Below are 19,905 nucleotides of genomic sequence, written 5' to 3'. Positions count from 1 at the left end.
CGGGGCATTTTCCCCAGAAACCTCATCCCGCGAGTATCAGCCACCACCCCCGAATACGTCCTTCAAGAGGTCGGTAACCCGCGCAGCAGGGTCTGTCCTTATCTTTCTCTCTTCCTCTGCCACCATGAAAAAGAGGCCATCCAGGGCCTTGCCGGTGACGTACTCATCGAGGTCCACGTTGAGAGACTCGGTAAAGGGTATGGTGCGGACCTTATCGCTGAGATCCTGGTACGACTTTGTTACCCCCACCTCCGACATCGCATCGTGGACGACGGGTTTGAAGGTCTCGTGGAGCCTGCCGCCCGTCTTCTCTTTGAAATACAGCGTTGCCTCGTTGTCCTCACCCTGGAGGATCTTCCGGGCATCGTCGAAGCTCATATCTTTGATGGCATCGATGAAAATGGCTTTTGCCTGGGGGGCAGCCTGCTCTGCCGCACGGTTCATGCTCACCTCGAACTCGTCGAGCTTGTCGCCGTACCCCACCGTCCGCAGGATCTTCTCCGCTTTCTGAACGGAATCGGGGAGGAGTATTTTGATATCGGGATTCTTGTAGTACCCGTCCAGTTTCGAAATGAGCCCTACGGCATTGACCGTCCCGATCTGGAGCGCTTCTTTCAGCCCCTGGATGATCTTGTCATCGGAGAGTTCCCCGCCCGTCAGGGATTTTTCGATTGATTTGATGAGATCTCCAAATCCCGCATATACCGACATTAACTGAAAAGATGTTCCCACGATGATTAAAAGTAAAATGGGGAGAATCTTTCTCGCCTTCATGGTCGCCCCCCTTTTGACCGATGATAAAACTCCTGGCATTCCTGTTCGATTCCCACGTACAGACAGGGAACCGTTCCGTGCACACCTACCTGCCAAAACAATTTAACTTTTTAGAACGGTATACGTTCCCGAAATTTGATACATCCTTATTCGATATTATCTTTACCGGAGTCTGACACCCTACTCCCCGGAAAGCGCTCACGGTTTTTTGTGGCAGCCTGAGCAGTTCGTCGGCGCTTCCCTGCCCTTCGCAGACTCCCTCTGGTGACACCCCCTGCACCCCTTGTGCATCGCTTCTTTGAAACCGGGGGCCCCTTCTGCCTTCCCGTGACACGCAAAGCAGCCATCCGGCCTTTCGCCTTCCTTTGTTGCATGATGGCATACGGCACAGTTGCCGCCCGCCCACTCCTGATGCTGCCTGTGCAGGAACTTCACCGGGGGTTTCTTCTCCTGTATCCTGTCGATGGTGATCACCTCCGGCCCGTTATGGGAGGCGGCGAAAACAGCGGCCGAGATACACAGGATTATGGCGGGAAACACCAGCAAACCCTTCTTCATGCGCGTCACCTCACAGATAAAGTATTCGCTATCCGTGTCAGCTTATCCGGACAACCAGCAACCACCGTTCCATACTACCTGAAATATCCATGCTGCGCTATTGACCTTCCAAGCTTTTCCACCGTTTATGACGCTGGATCTGCCGGCTGCATTCAAGGCAAAAGGAACCGGGCCCTTTCCGGCCGCATCTTTAAGGGGGGGCGTGGAAAGTATGGTTCTTGAATTATGAATCACAAACCCCATGACCCGGGAGAAGACAATACCGTGATGGCAACAGGGGAGGAAAAATCACCCCGAATCGGGAGGAAGCACTATCCCGTCACCCTGTGCCTTGCCCTGGTTCTTTTTTCCTTCGGCTGCACGAAACAGGGCTCCGGCAACAGGACTTTCGCCGACTACCCGGGCTTCGAAGAGTACTACGGAAACCGATGCGCCGAAGGGAACACCGTATCTCTTCCTGGAAAGGAAGACAAGGAGCTCCTCCACCGGTTTCGGCCGAGGCTTTTTTTCTCCCCCGGGAGCCGCTACCCCATCGATTTTTACCGCGACTACCTCCCCTTCACGGTCATGCGCCGTTTTTCAGACCGGAAAACGGTAGCAGACAGGGTGGCTTACGAGACACTTTCTAAGAACAGAAGCAACAGGCAGGTGTATCTCGAGTTTCTTCAGGACCGGTATCGTGATGCGGGGCTTGACAGGCGGGTTGGGGAAAGAGAGGAAAATGATGACCTCCCCGGCAGAAAACCTGCCCTCTACGGAAGGGTGTACCGGGAGAGGGTCTCCTTCCCCTGTGACCGGGAGGTACCCTGCTATCTCGACCTCACCTTCCTCAAGTACAACGCCATATTTTCGACCAGCGGGCTCGCCTCGAAGCTTCCCCCGGGGTACGAGTTCATCCTTTCGCTTTTAGGGCTCGACGCGGAAAACTGGCACGACCTCGACAATTTCGTCGCCGTGCACATCGTCCTTGCAAAGGAGAGCCTGCCCGCAGCTGCCCTGCTCGCCCAGCACAACCACCACCGGGCATACATGGTCGGGAAAGACATCGATCTTCCCCGGGACGAAAGACTGGTCTTCGACATCGCTCTCCGCTCGAACGAGGTCTATCCCTCCTCATCCGGGACAAAACCCGTGGAGCACCGCGTGGTCCAGTGGAGCATTTACATGAAGTATCTTTTGAGCGGAGAAGACCCCCCCCGCTACCGCGGTCTGGATATTACCCGGGGAAGAAACGCCGGAGGCATCGAGATAGACTATGACCTGAAGTTTCTCTCTCCCTGCGACCCGCTCTATACCGCCGAGATCATGCTCGGGGAGCCGCGACCCTTCTTCGGCAGGTACATCGGCCGGGACGGCCCTCCCGGTTCCGATTACTACACGATTCCACGGCTTCTCCCCCTGGGCAATCTTTTGAAGTTTTCCTACCTCCACGACGGTGATGCCGGGGACATCGCGCTCGTTGCCGAGGCCATCGACGTCAAGGAGGGGGTGATCGATATCGGGAGGATCATGTCCCATGGGGGGAGAAGTTTTACCGGGATCTGATGACCGGGAACAAAGGGAGTGAATTCCGGAAAACATTGCAGTAATAATGTAATTGACGAATATAACGTCTTCTCCGGAGGCCGCCGATGTGCGGGCGTTTCGCCCTGTTCAGCACCGTTTCCGCCCTTGAGAGCGAGTTCGCCATCGCTCAAACCACCCTCGACCTCCAGCCGAGCTACAACATCGCCCCCGGACAGGACGTGGCGGCAGTGGTAAGCGGCGGGGATGGAAACGAACTCGCCACGTTCAGGTGGGGGCTCATCCCTTTCTGGGCAAAAGACCCCCGTATGGGCAGCAGGATGATCAACGCACGGGGAGAGACGGTTGCGGAAAAGCCGAGCTTCAGGACCCCCTTCAGGAGGCAGCGATGCCTCATTGCCGCCGACGGCTTCTACGAGTGGCGGAAAGAGGGGGCGGGAAAGGTCCCCGTCTACGTATTCCTGAAATCCAGGCGGCCATTCGGCATCGCCGGGCTCTTCGATTCATGGAGATCCCCCGGGGGGGAGGAGATACGGACCTGCACCATCATAACGACTGAGGCAAACGATCTGCTCAGGCCGGTGCACGACCGGATGCCCGTTATCATCGCAAAAAAGAGCAGGGATCTCTGGCTCGATCCGACCAGTGAAGGCGAAAGATATCTCACGGAACTCCTCGGTCCCTACCCGTCGGAGCTCATGGAGTATCACGACGTATCCCGCTTCGTAAACTCTCCGAAGAACAATTCCCCCCAGTGCATCCAACGGGAAACGGAATGAGTAAAATCATAAACATTGTTTCTTGTTCAATAATTTTGCATCAAATAAAATGAAAAAACACTTTCTAATGAAAGGGGAGCCTCGAGCATCAGTTTCGTTTGAGGCCTTCATTGACCTGTCGGTGTAAAACCCGGACTAATAATGAGCAGGGAGAACCCATGGAAAAGAGGCAGCTTTTCGTCAATGCTATCCTGGTTATGATCGCCGTACTCCTGTCGTTTTCCTGCGGGAAGAAAGAGCAGGTATCCGAGGAGATTATCAGGCCCATACGCTACACGCAGGTTTTTTCAACCGGAATCGACCGCCTGCGATCCTTCGCCGGCACCGCCCAGGCTCCATTCGAGGCCAAGCTGAGCTTCAAAGTAAACGGAACGATGATCAGCCGGCCGGTAAAACTGGGAGACAACGTAACGGAGGGACAGCTCATCGCCGAGCTTGACCCGAAAGACTATATCCTCCAGGTCCAGGAGGCAGACGCAGCCCTCACCCGGGCACGGGCGGAAGCGAGGAACGCCGCGGCAAACTACGAGCGTGTGCGGCTTCTCTACGAGAGCGACAATGCCTCCCTCAGCGACCTGGACATAGCCCGGGCACAGGCAGAATCGACACAGGCACAGGTGGGCTCCTTCGAGAAACAGCTCGAACTTGCGAAGCTACAACTCAGCTACACGAAACTCACCGCGCCCGTTAGCGGATGGATCTCCTCGGAAGACACGGAGGTGAACGAAAACGTGGGGGCAGGAAAAACAATCGTCACCCTCACATCGGGAAGGAAGCCTGAGGTACAGGTGGCCATACCCGAAATCCTCATCGCCGAAATAAACAGGGGACACAGGGTAACCGTCCGGTTCGATGCGCTCGAGGGAAAAGATTTCGAAGCCACGGTCACGAAAGTCGGCATATCCCCCGAAAAGCTCTCCACCACCTTCCCGGTTACCGTCGAACTGGATAGTTCGGATCCCAATCTGCGACCGGGCATGGCTGCAGAGGTAACGTTCCGGTTCCAGGCGAAAAAAAGATTCATCGTCCCTCCGGTAGCCGTAGGAGAAGACCAGGAAGGAAAGTTTCTCTTCATCGTCGAATCAGACGGGTCTGGCTTCGGAACAGTCAAAAAGAGACCGGTTACGGTTGGGGAACTCACATCGGAAGGCATTGAGGTCAGGGAAGGGCTCTTGGACGGCGACCTCGTCGTCATCGCCGGAGTGAGTAAAATTCTGGACGGGCAGAAGGTGAGAGTCCCGGAAAAAGCAGAGGCCAAGGAACAACCATGACCCGTTTCGCCATCGAAAAGAAAATCGTGACCATCATGGCCCTCCTGGTGGTCGCCGCCGCGGGAATCATGACCTACATGAAAATGCCCCGCGCCGAAGATCCCGGATTCATAATCCGGACAGCACAGGTGACGACCGTCTTTCCCGGGGCGAGCCCCGAACGGGTCGAGCAGCTCGTGACGGACAAGCTCGAAAAGATCATCCAGCAGATCCCCGAACTCGATTTTATAGACAGCGAATCCAAGACCGGCATCTCGATCATCAACGTCAACATAAAGGAGAGCTACATGGAGATGCGTCCCATCTGGGACGACCTGAGAAGGAAGGCGGAAAGCACAAAACCCGATCTTCCAGACGAGGTAATCGGGCCTATCGTGAACGACGAGTTCGGAGACGTCTTCGGGATCGTCATGGCAATAACCGGGGAGGGATACACCTACGCAGAACTCAAGAAGATAGCCGATGATGTTCGAAGCGAGCTTCTCTTTCTGGAAGACGTTGCGAAGGTCGACATTCACGGAATCCAGGAAGAGCGTGTTTTCGTCGAATACAACAATGCCCGCCTGGCGGAGCTCGGCCTCTCTCCCCTTCAGCTGGAGCAGATTCTCACGTCGAGGAACATCATCATTCCCGGCGGGGAAATTTTCACGGAGGACGAGCAGATCATCCTCGAACCCTCGGGAAACTTCGATTCCGTCGAGGACCTGAGGCGCACGGTCATCAAGCTTCCCGGCCGCAGCGACCTTCTCTTTCTGGACGACCTTGCAGAGATCTACCGGGGATACATCGATCCCCCGACTTCAAAAACGCGATACCGGGATATACCCGCCCTCGCCATCGCCATAAACCTGCGCGAGGGGGGAAACACCATCAGGCTGGGGGAACAGGTCAAGGCCCAGATCGAGCTGTTCAAGAGCTCATATCCCACCGGCGTAGATTTCGACATTGTCTACTTTCAGCCGCAGTGGGTGGGAAAGAAGATTGATGATTTTGCGGGAAGCCTCCTTCAGGCGATCGGAATAGTCCTGGCCGTGATGATGCTGTTTCTGGGCCTGAGAACAGGCCTGATCGTGGCCAGCCTCATCCCCATGGCGATGATCTCGGCTATTTTCGTCATGTCCTTCTTCGATATCGGCCTGGATCAGATGTCTCTCGCCTCCCTTATCATCGCCCTTGGAATGCTCGTTGACAACGCAATCGTCATGTCCGAGTCGATCATGGTGCAGATGGCCGGCGGGAAAAAACCCGCAGAGGCCGCCATCGATTCGGCAAACGAACTGCGCATCCCGCTCCTTACCTCATCTCTTACGACGGCAGCCGCTTTTTCGCCCATATTTCTCGCCGAAGCTGCCGTCGGCGAGTACACTGCCTCAATCTTCATGGTGGTAACCATTACTCTCCTCTCCTCCTGGATCCTCTCCCTCACCATGACGCCCCTTTTCTGCGTCAACTTCCTCAAGGTGAAGGCCAATCCGGGAGATGGGAACTTCGACTCAAGGTTTTACCGAACCTACCGTGGTTTTCTCCTGTTTATCCTTCGGAACCCCCTCGTAACGGCGGCTCTCACGGTCGCCATCTTCACCATTTCCATTTACGGCTTCAAGTTCATACCGAAACTGTTCTTCCCTCCGGGAGACAAGACCATCTTCTACCTGGAGCTGACACTGCCCACCGGCACGCCCCTTGAAAAAACGGAGGCTGTCGTTTTTAAGATCGAAGAATATCTGAAGAATCAACTCGCGGCAGACAAGGAGGCGGGCAGGGAGGGGGTAACGGACTGGATAAGTTTCATAGGGAAGGGTGCACCGCGCTACGAACTCCCCTACTCACCCGAGCCCCCGAGTCCCGAGTACGCCTACCTCCTGATAAACGGGACATCGCGTGAAATCATATCGGACGAGATCATACCGAAGCTGGATTCATTCTGCTTCCAGAAGTTTCCCGATGTCAGAACGACCACCGCCCTGCTCAAGCTCGGCCCGCCTGCAAAAAATCCCATCGAGGTCAGGGTCTCGGGAAGGGAAAACGACGTTCTCTTCGGTATCGTCGACAGGGTGAAGGAAAAACTCGCCACCATCCCGGGATCGATCGGCATCTCCGACGACTGGGGACAGCGAACCAAGAAGCTGCTCGTGAAAGTCAATCAGCCACGTGCCCTCCGGGCAGGACTCACCAGCCGCGACGTGGCCGTTTCCCTCCAGACGATCCTTTCGGGACTGGAGACGACCGATTACCGCGAGGAAGACGAGGTGATACCCATCACCCTCCGGTCGGTCGCCGCTGACAGGAAAGACATCGGCAAGCTCGAGAGCCACAATATCTACGTCCAAACCACGGGGAAATCGGTGCCCCTGAAACAGGTCGCCGATATCGAGATGTCCTGGCAGCCGTCGAAGATCCTGCGCAGGGACCGCCTGCGAACGGTTACCGTCGAGTCGAACGTCTCAAGGGGTGCAAACGCCATAGCCATATCCAAAGCGATCGACGAGTGGCTCAGGGGGGAAAGCGCGAAGTGGGACATCGGCTACAAGTACGAGATGGGCGGGGAAAACGAAAAGTCCGATGATGCCAACGCGGCGATCGGCGCCAAACTGCCAATCGCGGGACTGGTCATCGTCCTTCTACTCGTGGGCCAGTTCAACTCGATACGAAAACCGCTCATCATCCTTCTCACCATCCCTCTCGGACTCATCGGCGTCGCAATCGGCCTCCTGGTGACCAGGTCATACTTCGGCTTCATGACGCTCCTCGGGGTTATATCCCTGGCCGGGATTGTCATCAACAACGCCATCGTCCTTCTGGATCGCATCAGGATCGAGATCGAGGAGAAGGGCCTGGAGCCGGCACAGGCAATCGTGGCGTCCGCCCAGCAGCGGCTCCGCCCTATTCTGCTGACCGTTGCAACCACGGTGGGGGGGTTGATTCCCCTCTGGTTCGGCGGAGGCCCAATGTGGGAACCCATGGCGATCTCCATTATCTTCGGGCTCATCTTCGCCACGGTCCTGACCCTCGGTTTCGTTCCCGTGCTCTATTCGCTCTTCTTCCGGGTCAGCTTCAAGGGCTTCCGGTATCAGGAGGAGGAAAAATGATCGACCCTGTCCCGGGAGACTTCCCGTGAACACTCGCAGGAGGGCCCGTTGATGCAGCCGTTTATCAAGGGGAGATATACTTTCCTCTTCGTGTCACTTATATCTCTCTTCATCCTGAACCCCTTCCTGCCGAAACGCGCCGTGGGGCTTTCCATACTGGATATATTCATCTTCGCAATCCTCCTGTCGACCGTTTTCGCCGTGCATGAAAACAGGAAGCTCTTTGTGGCAACCCTTCTTCTCTTTTTCGCCGCCATTGGTGCGTTTATCGCCGCCTACGTGACGAAAATGATATTTCTCGGCGCTATTTCCATCGGTTCATATCTGGTCTTTTTTATGACCACCGGGGTAATTATTTTGAAGGACGTGTTGAAAGACGAGCAGGTTACGATCGACAAGATATTCGGGGCCTTCTGCGTCTTCCTCTTTATCGGACTGATCTGGGCCATGGCCTATTCTCTGCTGGAGACTCTGAACCCCGGCTCCTTCAACAACCTCCCCGGCAGCCCCGAAGATTTCAGGGGATATTCGGTGGGTGGATCACCAATATCGGTATTCGTATACTACAGCTACATTACCCTCACCACTCTGGGGTACGGGGACATAACCCCCGCCACCAGGGCAGCGAGGTCATTCGCATCCCTCGAAGCCATCGTCGGCCAGATGTACCTGGCCGTCCTGGTCGCCCGGCTCGTGGGGCTCCACATCGCTTATTCCGGCAGGAAGGATCCAAATAGTGGATAGATACCTGCAAGACCATAACGGGGGGAAACCATGAAAGCACGGTTGCGTAGAGGTTTATTCTTTCTGATAATTCTGACAGTCACCTTTTTCGGCGGCGACCCGCAGGCACTCTCTGCTGATCGAAGAGAGGTAACCATCGGTTTCATCGGTGACGGCCCCCCTGCGGGCCGCCTCGACCTTAGTGCAGACGTTTTCAAGAGGGAGATACTGGAGGTAACGAGAGCCGAATTCGACGTGAGATTCCCTCCGGAAAAGCACGTTTTCGCCGACTGGACCGAAGAGGGCATAAACCGGGCCATCGATTCTCTGCTGGATGATCCCGATGTGGATATCATCATTACACTGGGATCGATTTCATCCAATGAAATCTGCCAGAGAAGGGTTTTCCCCAAGCCCGTCATTGCCCCAATCATCATAGACGTGGAGTTGCAGGGCCTCCCTTTCGAGAGGGGCGCAAGCGGTGTGAAAAACCTCTCCTACATTACCTCTTTCAAAAAAGCGGGGAGGGACATCAAAATATTCCACAGGATGGTCCCCTTTACCCGACTTTCCGTGATCGCAGACCGCCTTCTCCTTGAAACATTCCCCCGAATCGCAGAAGAGGCGAAAAAGATCGGGAGGGAAAACCAGGCAGAGCTCTCGTTGATCCCCGTAACGGATTCGGCCGACCACGTCCTCAAATCCCTGTCCCCCGAAACGGAGGCAGTCTTCCTGGCCTCTCTCGTCAGGTTCACGCCTTCAGAATTCAAACGGCTCGTTGCCGGCCTGATCGAAAAGCGGCTACCCACTTTCTCGCTCTACGGGAGGCAGGAGGTGGAAGAGGGAATACTCGCATCCGTATCACCCTCTTCGGACTTTACCCGCCTCGCCCGCAGGGTTGCCCTCAACGTGCAGCGGATCCTCATAGGAGAAGATCCCGGAACCTTTCAGGTAGGTCTCCTTTACGGGCAGAACCTGACCATAAACATGGCAACTGCAAGGGCGATCGGTTACTCACCTCCCTTCGATGTGCTCATCGAGGCAGAACGCATCAATGAGAAGGTCCCGGAAGGAGCGAGAAAGATCTCCCTTTCGGCTGCCGTGAACGAAGCGGTCGAGGCAAACCTCGACCTCGCTGCCTCAGACAGGGAGGTGGCTGCCGGGAGACAGGAGGTGAGAATAGCAAAGTCCGTCCTCTTCCCGCAGGTGGAAATATCTGCGGTCGGCGCCGTCATAGACGACGACCAGGCCAGGGCGAGCCTCGGGACCCGGGCTGAACGGACCCTTGCCGGTTCCGCGACGCTCACCCAGCTCATCTACTCCGATGATGCCTGGTCGAACTTCGGCGTCTCGCGCAGCGTCCAGATGAGCCGGGAAGAGGAGCGCGAGCGGCTCCGGCTCGACATCACGCTCGAATCTTCCCTCAACTACCTGAACCTTCTCAAGACGATAACGATCGAGGACATTCAGGAGGAGAACCTGAAGGTTACGAAGTCAAACCTGGAACTGGCCCGTTTTCGACAAATCATCGGATACTCGGGCCCATCAGACGTCTACCGCTGGGAAAGCGAGCTGGCAAACGACCGGATCGAGGTACTCCAGGCTATAGCCCAGAGAAGGGTGAGCGAAATCGCCCTGAACCGGCTACTGCACCGGCCCCTCGAGGAGGAGGTCGTTACTGAAGAAACGAGCGTCTACGACCCGGAACTCATAATCAGCGAAGAACGCCTGTTCGACTACGTGGACAACCCGGACGATTTCGGCATCTTCCGGAATTTCGTCGTGCAGGAAGGCATCCTCGCGGCACCGGAACTAAGGAGCATCGACGCGGCCATTGCCGCCGAGCAGAGAATCCTCCTCGCGGCGAAACGGGCCTTCTGGCTCCCCACCTTCTCTCTTCAGGCCGATGTTACACAGATCCTTTCTGAAGAGGGCGAGGGATCGGACCCTTCCCTCACCGGAGTGCTTCCGGTATCCCTTCCCCGGGCGGACGACACGGACTGGACCATCTCAGTCCTGGCCACGTTTCCCCTGTTGGAAGGTGGCGCGAAGAGGGCTGAACTCAAACGCTCGACGGAAGAGCTGGCAAGGCTCAGGTTAGACCGCATGGCCACTGTCGAGAGGGTCGAGGAGCGCATACGGGCGACTCTCCAGGTTGCTGGCGCATCCTACACGAGCATAAGGCTCTCCAGGGATGCAGCCGTCGCCGCCCGGAAAAACCTGGAGATAATCACCGACTCCTACTCCCAGGGGGCGGTGGGTATCCTGGAGCTCCTAGACGCCCAAAACGCATCTCTCGTGGCGGACCTTCAGGCGGCAAACGCCGTGACCGACTTTATGATAGCCCTCATGAACGTGCAACGAGCCCAGGGAAGGTTCGATTTCTTCCAGACCCCGGAAGAGCGGGAGGATTGGTTCAGGCGACTCGATGAATTCTTCCTGAGAGAGAAAGCACTGAAAAATTGAACGTCTTGAGAATTGGCGTTTATCCTTCATGCTTTTACGTGTCAGAACCGCCGGCCCCACTTTTCGGGATTCGGTTGCACCCGTTCCAGATGAAAACCATCCTAATTGAGGGCGGATCAATCACCCTGCAGGTGAGGGAAAATCGGATCGGCAAGGAAAAATACCGGGCAAACCGAATAACCAAATGCCCGGCGAATGATAGGACCTATGAAACCACGGAAGAAGACTCTATTCCGGTTGCTGGGAGCCACGGGTGCTCTATTCGCGCTCATCATCGCGCTGCAGCTCGCGGCAAGCGGATACGTAAGCTCTGAACAGGGAAAATCCAGGATCGTTGCTTTCATCTCCAGCAATATCGGAGCCGGAGTGGACTATGGCGAGGCAGCCCTGTCCTTCATACCCATTCCCCGCGTGAAGGTCAACCGGGGGTCCATCGCCATTCCCGGCAGGGTGGAGGGCACCTTCCGGGAATTGACCGTGTACCCGTACATCTTCTCCCTTCTTGCGGGAAGGGTGAAAATTGCAAAGCTCGAGCTTTCCGCCCCCGGGTTAACGGTGGCGCTTCCAGAGAATCTCTTGTCAGAAACGAAGGACAAACCGGCCGCCTCGGCAACTGTCGAGGAACATGTGGACGGACTGCTGAAAGCCCTCGCGCAGGTCGCCCCTGGCTTATCCGTGGCTGTTGAAAATGGCAGCCTGGATATAAGAAGGAAAGAGGAGCTTCTCTTCTCTTTCCGGGAATTTCGCGGGGCCGCCGATTTGGCACCGGGCGAACTGGTGATTCATTTCGGCTCTACATCCAATATCTGGGAGCGAATCTCGGTGATGGGGAGGCTGGATCCGAAGAACCTCCGGGGAGACTTGGAAGTCGAGCTTTTCGATTTCAGGCCCCGGATACCTGCAGATCTATTTTTGCCCCGGATTCCGCTGAGAGTAGGAAAATCCCATATTAACCTGCATTTGCAAGCAAAAATGGACGGCCTTTCGAACGTGGAGGCAGGCCTGACCGGTTCGATTCCCTCCCTGGAGCTCTCGAAGGGAAAAAAGAGGGTGGTAGTATCGGCGGAGAAACTCATGGCCGCATTCCGGATGGACGAAGGGGGAGTCTCTGCTACACTATCCTCCCTTGACCTCAGCTCTCCCCCTCTCAGCATGACCGGCCAATTTTTAGCCGACAGCGCATCCTCGAAGATACGCGCTGAGCTCACCGGCGAAAACGTGGATGTAGACGCCCTGCGAATTGCAGCACTTGCACTGGCCGGTGACGTTCCCCTCGTGCAGGACATTTTCAGGTTCGTCAAGGGCGGTACGGTTCCCCGCATAACCGTCGAGAGTCAGGGAAAGAATATGGACGAACTGGGCAAGACGGAGAGCTTCAGGATCGAGGGAACCCTCGCCGGAGGAAAGATATCGATCCCTGGACCGAAGCTGGATCTCCATGACGTCAGAGGAGACGCGGTCATATCCAAGGGGATTCTCTATGGTAAAAACTGCGAAGGACGCTACAGAGGATCGTGGGGCCGGGAGGGAACCCTTACGGTAGGCCTCGAGGGATCCGACGCCCCGCTTCACCTGGATATCATGGTGGAAGCGGATCTTGCAGAGCTTCCAGAGGTCCTCTCGCGGCTCGTGGAGAATGAGAGGTTCTTGCAAGAGATATCCCTTCTTGAAAACGTCAAAGGCCAGGCCCGTGGAAGGTTGATCCTCGGCGAGAGCACAGACAGGGTAGCCGCCAAGGTGGACGTTTCAAAGTTTACCCTTTCAACCCGTTACAGGCGTGTTCCCTATCCCATCAAAGTTACGGGAGGTCATTTCTATTACGACGAGACCGAAATCAGAGCGAGAAATCTTCGCGGCACGGTGGGAAAGTCCTCATTTTCCGGCTTAACGGGCAGGCTGAACCAGGAAAAAGAGCCGATCATCGAAATTACCTCCTGGAAGCCCGTTCTTGCCCTGGGCGAAATCTACGCCTGGCTCTCACCCTTAAAAGATCTGGCCACGGCATTTACCGACTTCAAGCCAAGGGAGGGAATCGTAGTTCTTTCTTCAGCAAACCTCAAAGGTCCTCTGCTCATTCCTGCAGAATGGCATTTCAAAGCGGAAGGAGTGATGCAAAATGTCCTCGTGGATCTTACGCTCTTTGAGGCTCCCGTAACGGTCAAATCCGGAAAAATCGTCGCTGACAAGGAGAAACTCTCTTTCACCGATGCTCAGGGGACGCTCCGGGACGCTTCCTTCAGGGCGTCGGGGGTGATCAACGGCTACATGGAAAAGGTTCGCAAAGCCGATTTGGCGTTTCTCGGAGAACTGGGCCCGGAAGCGACGAACTGGTTCTCCGATCTCGTCAACCTGCCGGACCAGCTCAGAGTCAGGCCTCCCCTTTCTCTTTCACAGGCCCACCTGACATATGAGAGGGATTCCGCGATATCCTTCAAGGGGGACTTCGCCATAAAGAGCGGTACGAGAGCGACGCTCGATATGCATCAAAGCCCCGGGAAGCTGGTGATCGAAAATCTCATGATACGGGACGAGCAGTCCCGTGCAGTCCATACGCTCAACCTCACCGATGATTCGCTGGGCCTTACGTTTCAAGGAAACCTCACTCCCACGACACTGAACCGGATTTTCGTAAACAATCCGTTCCCCAACGGCTCATTCAAGGGGGATTTCATAGCCGACATCCCGCTCAACCGGCCCACGGGCTCAACGGCGAGGGGGAAACTCGAGGGGAGAGACCTCGTCTTTCCCGTGAAGCTGAGCAAGCCGCTCTTTATCCGCACGATAAACCTCGAAGCAACGGAGAGCGAGTTCCGGTTGAATTCTGGCGACTTTACCTGGGGGGACAGGGATATCTCTCTCACGGGGAGCGCTGTGACCTCCGGTGAAGGGGTAACCCTCGATATGGATCTCACCGCCGAACGGGTCGAATGGGAGAACCTGAAGAGTGCCCTGAAAGGGGATGAAGAGCCCGAGGGAGAACGCGATCGAGCCGACAAGGAGGCGGGTGAGGATTGGAACCTGCCTATCAGGGGAACAATCCGTTTCAGGACGGATAGTTTCAACCTGGAAGGATATACCTGGAGCCCCCTTCAGGCAGATGTCACGTTTGAGCGGGAGGGTGTAAACGTGGCGGTCAAAGATGCCGTCCTGTGCGGTATTTCCACCCCCGGAACCCTCGAGGTAAGCCAGAGGGGGCTTGCACTCGATTTCCGGCCGGCCGCAAGGGATCAGGAACTCGGACCCGCTTACGCCTGTCTCCTCGGTAAAGAGGGAGTTATCACAGGGACTTTCGACCTGGGCGGAGAGGTGTCCGGCGGGGGAAAGATAGATGGTCTGTTACGGTCACTTTCCGGCACCCTGGAATTGTCAGCAAGGAAGGGGCGTATTTTCGAGGGTGGGGCCGTTGCGAAAATCATAAGCTTTTTAAACGTCACCGAAGTCTACCGGGGAGTGGTTCCCAGCGCGAAAGAGGGGTTTGATTACAAGTCCATAACGTATAAAGGCACGTTAAAAGAGGGCAAATTCATGATTGATGAAGCCATCATCGACGGAACTACCATGCAAATAGCCGGCGTGGGTCATATCGATTACCTGGAAAAAAAGTATGACCTCAAGGTCCTCGTGTCCCCCCTGAAAACGGTGGACTCCATCGTCAAGTTGATCCCGCTGGTAAATTACATTTTCGGTGGAACCCTCGTTACCATACCGGTCAAGGTCACGGGCGATTTGGATAACCCGAAGGTCTCCTACATGCCCGCTTCCGCTGTCGGTTCCGGCCTGCTGGGTATAGTCACGAATACGCTGAAAGCCCCGGTCAAGCTGATCGACCCACTCATTCACGATCAAAAAGAGGAGGAGGAAAAGAAAGGGAAGTAGCCTTTATTGACAACTACAGGCCCACGATTTCGAAGATAGTGGAAGGCAAAAAAAGGGCGCAGCGTGGTTGTTCACTGCGCCCCGAGAACCGTCTCTATGGAATCAGAAGGTGTAGGTAACGAGAATCCCCCCCATAAACTGGTTTTCGCTCCCCTCGTCATCGACGACGGGGCTGTCCGCCGCATCCCCCAGCAGCCTCGTATATGTCACTGCGAATACCAGGTTCCACTCCCGTGACAGGCTGTAGACATAAGACACGTCGACACCGGCATCCTTGAAGCCACCATCGGCATCGAACTGCCTGAGTCCGCTCCGGGAAGCGTTGTCGGCGTCTATGGAGAAGAAGCTGTCCATGTAGCTGCTGTCTGCATACGTCGTGAATGCGCCGATGCGGAAGTTGTTTTCCCGGTCGATCGGGTAGTTGTACGATACCTTCAGCCTGGCAAGGGTACCGTCGTGGCCGTCGCTCACGTCGGTCACAGCGCCTATGATGAAGGCCCAGTCTTCGATCCTGTAAGCCGCGTAGCCGCCCAGCTCGAACGACTCGTCAACGTCGCGAAGCCGGTCGACCTTGTTGTTGTCCACGTCGTCCCGTCCCCCGTTGTAACGCACCACCGGGCCCAGCTCGAAGCTGTTTTTCTCGAGCACGTTCGCCCGGATCATTCTTCCATTCAGTTCAATGTGTCTTCCCGATCTCCAGTGGACCCTCGCGAAGGGAAAGGGAACGAACTCGGTGTCGCTTGAACCCTCATAGTCCGGGACAAACCCCGGCCCCAGCCCGACGGTCCAGACCACGTCCTTCCTTGACGCCTCCTCAGCGCCCCTGGTGGCCCCTTCAATCTCCGGGAGCCCCTCCAGGTTGTTAGCTCCGGCGAAGGAAGTGCCCGCTTGCACCACTGCGACCAATCCTATTAACACGGCAATGAATAGTCTCTTCATCTCATCCTCCTCCCGTTGATGTTAGAAGAACTGGCAGCGTTACCTGTCCGCAACTATCTGGTTTTCCATGATATCAGGATTTCAGTTTACCGGGAAGAGGCATCTCTGATAGATGCAGCAATATCTTCGCTCAGCTTTCCGAGAAGGCGGCTCTGGGCCGCAACGAAATCCCCGTAACCAGCCCCGCCCGCCGACTCGATATACCGGCCCGATCTTTTCTCGAAAACCTCTTTCCAGTCAACCCCGGTCACAACCCAGCGGGCGTGCAGGACTACATCGCCTCCCAGGACACCATCCAGGCGGGTGATATCCACCGTTACCGCAAAGTCGAGAGGGATATTCGGCATCCAGGGGTACACGTACACCTTGTCAGTGGGCAGGAGAAGCGACAGGTTTTCAGCGATCACCCCGGCCACGTCTTCCTGGAGAGCCCCTCCCCACCTGTCGAATTTAGCCACGACGAGCTCGTTCTGACCGCCCCGGCTTACGATCTGGGGACGGTTCAGGTATCCGGGGACCTTCACCGGACCGATGCCGATAGCGATGTCACTGCCGGTTTTTGTCTCTGCCTTCGGCTGGCTCGCATCCTTCAGCGAACTCAGGATGTAATATCTCGTTGGTGCGGAGCGCCCGCATCCCGACAGTGTCAGTGCGGTTAAGAGCAGGGAAACGGACACTACCCCAACAAAGCGATTATCCATGTGTCATTCTCCTTTCGAGCCTTTCTTGCCCCGCACGAGGGTTTCGGGTTCCGTATCGATCGTTTCCGAGAGAATGCGCATCGAGCGGGCAGCAGCCGCAAGCTCCCTGAGCGCAGTGTTCAGTTCGTAAACGAGCCGCGCGTCCTTTGCCACCGACCCCTCCAAGCCCTTGAGGGTCTGCTCCATCTGACCCAGGGTTGCCCGGAGATCCGCAATCAGCTCGCCCGGAACGCCTTCTTCCATGGCGAGGGTCTTCTCGGCCTGAACGAGAGCGCCGCGGGCCGCTTCAGAGGTTCCCTTGACACTCGCCGCCAGGGGCTCAACCTGTGCGTTGACATCTTTCAGCAGCTTCCCGGCATCCTTCAGCGCCAGGTTCAGGTTTTTTACGCTCTCGGCCAATTCCGGCCTGTTGATGAAAGCGTTCAGTCCCCGGAGGGTGTCATCCAGATTCTGGAAAATTTCCTCGAAGGGGATATCCTGGAGCCGTTCGCTCAATTGCGCTATTGTTGAAGGGGTCGTCGGGAGCTCCACGTACTCGCTCTTAATATTCGCAAATTGGGGTTTCGTATCGGGGAAAAAGTCGAACCCGATCATCAACTGGCCCGTGACGAAACTCTGCATCTGCAGCTGGGCTCTCAGGCCCTTCTCGACGAGTAACGGCAACCTGCTCGGATCAGGCCTCACGTCTCCCACCCGGTGGATCGAGTCCTCCTCTAACTCGAAAATTACCTTGATAAAAACAGACACGTCGGCGGGATCGTAGCGGACTATGATATCCACCACCTCGCCCACTTTCACCCCCTTGAACATGACGGGTGCGCCGACGCTCAACCCTTTCACCGATGAGTCAAAGAACACCACGTACCTGGTCTTCTTGGAGAAGAACTTTCCCGAACCGAACAGCATGATGCCGGCCACGGCAAGGGCCAATGCACCGACGACGAAAGCCCCGATTACCGTCTTGCTCACTTTTGCAGCCATATCTCCCCTCGAATCATACGTTTATTTTTCAAACCAGGAAGTTTCGCCTCAAACGACACTGTTTTCACCGCCAAAATCCAATCAAATCCCCTCTCCTGCCTCCTCTCCACGGGTGAGGAAGGTCCTCACCTTCGGAACAGCCTTTGTAACCAGTTCATGGGGATCCCCCTCGGCGATCATGGTCCTGGTATCGACGTCGAGAAAAACGGAGTTGTTCCCCACGGCGAATATGCTCGCGAGCTCGTGGGTAACGATTACCACCGTCGCTCCGAGGCTGTCCCTGAGCTCGATGATGAGCTCATCCAGGTTCCTGGCGCTGATCGGGTCCAGCCCGGCCGAGGGCTCATCGAAAAAGAGGATCTCCGGGTCCAGGGCCATGGCCCTGGCGAGTCCCGCCCGTTTCTTCATGCCGCCGCTGATCTCTGAAGGATAGTAATCCTCGAACCCGGCGAGGCCCACGAGCTGGAGCTTCAGGGAAATGATCTCCCTGATCTGTGCCGGGCTGAGGTCCGTGTACTCTTCCAGGGGGAGCGCTATGTTCTCTGCGAGGGTCATGGAGCTCCAGAGGGCCCCGCTCTGGTAGAGGATGCCGAAATTCCTCTTCAATCTTTCCCTCTCCTCGTGGTCCACATCCCAGAAGCTGACCGCTTCGTAGAGCACCCTCCCCTTTGCAGGCTCCTTGAGCCCCACCAGGTGCCTGAGCAGCGTGCTCTTGCCGCAGCCGCTTCCACCCATGATGATGAAGATGTCGCCCCGGTAAATCGTGAAGTTGAGATCCCGCTGGAGAACGAAACTCCCGTAGGCCATGGTCAGGTCTTCGACTACTATGTGAGGCTCTCCTCTTTTCATCCCGCCCGCGAAGCTCCTCTATATGCCTATCACGTCACAGATGACCGTGATTATGGCCGTTGCGACGATGATGCTCACGATTCCCGTCACCACCGCCGAGGTCGTGGCACGCCCGACATCCGAGGCGCTTCGCCCGCACTGAATGCCGCGGAGGCAGCCGGCCAGGGAGACGAGCACGCCGAAAACCAGGCCCATGAAGAGGCCGATCCAGAAATCGTTCATGCTTATTGCAAGTCTGGTCTGGTTATAGTACTGCAGGAGCCCGATATCGAGCATGCCCACGCCCACGATCAGACCCCCCAGTATTCCCATGAGATTCGCATAGAGGCAGAGCAGCGGCATCATCAGGGTGAGGCCGAGCATGCGGGGGAGCACGAGAAACTCCATGGGGTCGATACCCATGGTTTCAAGGGCGTCGATCTCCTCGTTCACCTGCATCGTCCCGAGCTGGGCTGCAAATGCCGCGCCGGTGCGCCCCGCCATGATGATACCCGTCATGATGGCGGCCATCTCACGGACCATGGCGATACCCACGAGATTCGCAACGTAGAGCTGCGCGCCGAACATCTTCAGCTGAATCGCGCCGACAAAGGCCAGGATCAGGCCCACCAGGATACTGATGAGGGAGACGATGGGAAAGGCCAGGGCTCCTGTCTCCAGGATGACCAGGGCCAGGTCCGAACGGCGAAAGCGCGCCCTGCCCGTCAAGAACCTCATAAACGCCAGAGAGGCACTGCCGATAAACGCCGTGAACTCGATCGTGGATCGCCAGAATTCGACTGCAGAACCGCCGATTCTCGCGAGCACGTGAACTTTCACCGCTTCCTTGCGGGCCCCCGCCCTCTCGGGAACGGCAGTGGCAAGGTCCAAAAGCCGGTTTACTCCATCGGGAAGGCCGTCTCGTACGACCTCGACTTTTCTATCCGAGAACTGGCTGAATATCTTCAGGAGGAACGTGATGAGCGCCGAGTCCCACGCCGTCAACTCCTCCGTCTCGAAGGTAACTTTTTTCACGAGGGGACCGGATGAGACCTGCTTTTCCACTTCGCTCGCGGCGGGGATGGTGCTTCCCAGTTTCCACGTGCCCAGAAAACGGATCATCATCGTATCTTCGGCTGGCCTGGAAAAACCAAGCCCGCAATCCGTTTCTACCATAGCATCTGCCCTCGGTAAGCTAACCGGGCTTATAAGCCGTGAAAATGCTTTATTTCTAAACCAGATTTGGCAATCTCTTACCTCTTAGATTCACTTTTTTGCCATACGACTCAATTATTTGCATTTCGTTTTTGTTCTCTACCGGCCCGATGTCTCATCTCCCGGTGATTGAAGTCCCGGGTCCAGAGTCCGGGGTCCCGGGAAACCGGTTTCGCGTTTC

Annotated in this window: 14 protein-coding genes; 7 read left to right on the top strand and 7 right to left on the bottom strand. The window is 56.3% G+C overall.

The features are described 5' to 3' along the window. Window positions 1–36: 36 nt before the first annotated feature. Complete coding sequence (locus tag GTN70_01285) at window positions 37–711, bottom strand: DUF4197 family protein (GenBank protein ID NIO15630.1); 675 nt, start codon at window positions 709–711, stop codon at window positions 37–39. Window positions 712–972: 261 nt separating this feature from the next. Then, window positions 973–1,332 carry a hypothetical protein gene (locus GTN70_01280; GenBank protein ID NIO15629.1) on the bottom strand — a complete coding sequence of 120 codons (360 nt, stop codon included), beginning with the start codon at window positions 1,330–1,332 and terminating at the stop codon, window positions 973–975. Window positions 1,333–1,599: 267 nt separating this feature from the next. Here GTN70_01280 and GTN70_01275 point away from each other — a divergent pair, with 267 nt between their 5' ends. The 7 genes from GTN70_01275 (at window position 1,600) to GTN70_01245 (ending at window position 15,060) form a co-directional block, all read left to right on the top strand. Further along, window positions 1,600–2,877, top strand: coding sequence for a hypothetical protein (locus tag GTN70_01275; protein ID NIO15628.1), 1,278 nt, complete (start codon window positions 1,600–1,602; stop codon window positions 2,875–2,877). An 86-nt stretch (window positions 2,878–2,963) separates the two neighbouring features. Next, window positions 2,964–3,635, top strand: a complete 672-nt coding sequence (locus GTN70_01270) for a hypothetical protein (protein ID NIO15627.1) — start codon at window positions 2,964–2,966, stop codon at window positions 3,633–3,635. A gap of 158 nt (window positions 3,636–3,793) precedes the next feature. Continuing rightward, a complete protein-coding gene (locus GTN70_01265; protein ID NIO15626.1) occupies window positions 3,794–4,906 on the top strand; it encodes an efflux RND transporter periplasmic adaptor subunit in 1,113 nt (370 codons plus the stop codon). Continuing rightward, entirely contained in the window at window positions 4,903–7,995 is a 3,093-nt protein-coding gene (locus GTN70_01260; GenBank protein NIO15625.1) for an MMPL family transporter, read from the top strand. Before GTN70_01265 ends, GTN70_01260 begins: the two co-directional genes overlap by 4 nt. A 51-nt stretch (window positions 7,996–8,046) precedes the next feature. Next, on the top strand, window positions 8,047–8,739 hold the full coding sequence (locus tag GTN70_01255) for a hypothetical protein (GenBank protein NIO15624.1): 693 nt from the start codon (window positions 8,047–8,049) through the stop codon (window positions 8,737–8,739). Between the two features lie 42 nt (window positions 8,740–8,781). Next, window positions 8,782–11,184 (top strand): TolC family protein, encoded by a 2,403-nt coding sequence (locus GTN70_01250; protein ID NIO15623.1) that lies wholly within the window; start codon window positions 8,782–8,784, stop codon window positions 11,182–11,184. 207 nt (window positions 11,185–11,391) lie between these two features. Next, entirely contained in the window at window positions 11,392–15,060 is a 3,669-nt protein-coding gene (locus GTN70_01245; GenBank protein ID NIO15622.1) for a hypothetical protein, read from the top strand. A gap of 102 nt (window positions 15,061–15,162) precedes the next feature. Here the strand turns inward: GTN70_01245 and GTN70_01240 are convergent, their stop codons facing one another. From GTN70_01240 to GTN70_01220, 5 genes are all read right to left on the bottom strand, one after another. Beyond that, the gene (locus GTN70_01240) at window positions 15,163–15,999 is read right to left on the bottom strand and encodes a hypothetical protein (protein ID NIO15621.1); all 837 of its coding nucleotides are present in this window, start codon (window positions 15,997–15,999) and stop codon (window positions 15,163–15,165) included. Between the two features lie 86 nt (window positions 16,000–16,085). After that, window positions 16,086–16,700, bottom strand: coding sequence for a hypothetical protein (locus tag GTN70_01235; GenBank protein ID NIO15620.1), 615 nt, complete (start codon window positions 16,698–16,700; stop codon window positions 16,086–16,088). A gap of 3 nt (window positions 16,701–16,703) precedes the next feature. Next, a complete protein-coding gene (locus GTN70_01230; protein NIO15619.1) occupies window positions 16,704–17,681 on the bottom strand; it encodes an MCE family protein in 978 nt (325 codons plus the stop codon). Window positions 17,682–17,762: 81 nt separating this feature from the next. Then, entirely contained in the window at window positions 17,763–18,530 is a 768-nt protein-coding gene (locus GTN70_01225; protein ID NIO15618.1) for an ATP-binding cassette domain-containing protein, read from the bottom strand. An 18-nt stretch (window positions 18,531–18,548) separates the two neighbouring features. Next, entirely contained in the window at window positions 18,549–19,685 is a 1,137-nt protein-coding gene (locus GTN70_01220) for a hypothetical protein (GenBank protein NIO15617.1), read from the bottom strand. Between the last annotated feature and the right edge of the window lie 220 nt (window positions 19,686–19,905).

Source organism: Deltaproteobacteria bacterium, from assembly GCA_011773515.1.
In the GTDB taxonomy this organism is placed as follows: Bacteria; Desulfobacterota; Deferrimicrobia; order J040; family J040; genus WVXK01.
The sequence above is the reverse complement of the archived record's forward strand: the minus strand, read 5'-3'. Positions and strand labels throughout refer to the sequence as shown.